At 62.8% G+C, this 1,764-nt stretch carries 2 protein-coding genes and 1 pseudogene; all 3 read right to left on the reverse strand.

Annotation, left to right across the window (positions count from 1 at the left end):
* Positions 1 to 516: pseudogene (locus tag ACT84W_RS10950) on the reverse strand (2,3-bisphosphoglycerate-independent phosphoglycerate mutase); the annotation flags it as partial.
* A gap of 5 nt (positions 517 to 521) precedes the next feature.
* A complete protein-coding gene (gene tpiA, locus ACT84W_RS10955) occupies positions 522 to 1,289 on the reverse strand; it encodes a triose-phosphate isomerase (RefSeq protein ID WP_022094882.1) in 768 nt (255 codons plus the stop codon).
* A partial coding sequence (pgk, locus tag ACT84W_RS10960) for a phosphoglycerate kinase (protein WP_444329246.1) occupies positions 1,282 to 1,764 on the reverse strand: 483 nt, incomplete at its 5' end. The genes tpiA and pgk, both read right to left, overlap by 8 nt.

A 1,764-nucleotide genomic window follows, 5' to 3' on the forward strand; every position in this document is an offset into this window, starting at 1 on the left:
GAAGGCGCAGAACTCGCTCATGTAGCCAGCACCGGACTGCGGGTCGACGTCGCGGCCGTCCATAAAGGCGTGGACACGAACGGTCTTGACGCCATGCTGGGCAGCCATCTTGACCAGAGCCTCGACGTGGTTCATATGGGAATGAACACCGCCAGGGCTCATAAGGCCCATAAGGTGAAGGGTCTTGCCTTCGGCCTTGACATCGTCCATAGCCTTGACGAAAACCTCGTTCTTGGCGATGGAGCCGTCCTTGATGGCATTGTTGATGCGCGAAAGCTCCTGGAACACGATGCGGCCGGCACCGATGTTGAGGTGACCCACCTCGGAGTTACCCATCTGGCCGTCGGGAAGGCCCACGTCCTCGCCCGAAGCACCGAGCGTGGTGTGGGGGTACTTCTCGTACAGGCCATCAAGGAAGGGCGTCTTGGCAGCGGCGACGGCGTTCTCGCCATCGGCCGGAGCAAGGCCGCAGCCATCCATGATAATCAGGAGTGCAGGAAGATGACGTTGTGCCATATGTCCTACTCGCCTGCCTTGACGACCATAGAGGCGAAGTCAGCAGCCTTGAGCGAAGCGCCGCCCACGAGGGCGCCGTCAACGTCGGGCTTGGCGACGAGCTCGGCGATGTTTCCGGGCTTGGCGGAACCGCCATACAGCACGCGGATGCCGTTAGCGAGCTCCTCGCCGAACATCTCCTTGAGGGTCTCACGGATAGCACCGCAGACCTCCTGAGCGTCCTCGGCGGTAGCGGTCTTGCCGGTGCCGATGGCCCAGATGGGCTCATAGGCGACGACGACCTGCTTGGGGCAGGTGATCTCAAGACCAGCAAGGCCAGCCTTGACCTGGTTCACGACGTGCTCGACATAGGTGCCGGCCTCGCGGACCTCGAGGGACTCGCCGCAGCAGAAGACGGGAACAAGGCCGGCGGCAACGAGAGCCTTGGCCTTCTTGTTCTGGTCCTCGTCGGTCTCGTGGAAGTAGTCGCGACGCTCGGAGTGACCGATGATGCAGTAGGTGCAGCCAGCGGACTTGAGCATGTCGCAAGAGGACTCACCGGTGAAGGCACCCTTGGCCTCCCAGTACACGTTCTGTGCACCGAGGGCGATGGGGGCAGCCTGAATGCGGTCATGAACCGTGGTGATGTCGATGGTCGGAGGGCAGACGAGCACCTCGACGCCAGCCGGTACCTCGGGCAGAGCCTGAGCCAGCTCGTCGGCGAGCTTGGCAGCCTCGGCGACGTCGTTGTTCATCTTCCAGTTACCAGCGATAAGAAGGGTGCGATTAGGCATCGAGAAGCGCCTCCACTCCGGGCAGGGCCTTACCCTCGACGAGCTCCATGGAAGCGCCGCCACCGGTGGAGATCCAGCTCATCTTGTCGGCCAGGTTGAACTTGTTGACAGCTGCGACAGAGTCGCCACCGCCGATGATCGAGGTGCAGTCGGCCTCGGCAACAGCCTCGGCGATAGCCTGGGTGCCGTGAGCGAAGTTGTCGAACTCGAAGACGCCCATGGGGCCGTTCCAGAACACGGTCTTGGCGCCCTTGACGGCCTCGGCGTAGAGCTCCTCGGTCTTGGGGCCGATGTCCATGCCCTCACGATCGTCGGGGATAGCGTCGGAAGCGACAACCTCGGGGACAGCGTCCTCGCCAAAGTGATCGGCAACGCGGTTGTCGATGGGGAGCAGGATCTTGACGCCCTTCTCCTCGGCCTTCTTGAGCATCTCGCCGGCGCGCTCGACCCAGTCCTCTTCCTTGAGGGACTGACC

This window comes from Paratractidigestivibacter sp. (assembly GCF_052362415.1).
In the GTDB taxonomy this organism is placed as follows: domain Bacteria; phylum Actinomycetota; class Coriobacteriia; order Coriobacteriales; family Atopobiaceae; genus Paratractidigestivibacter.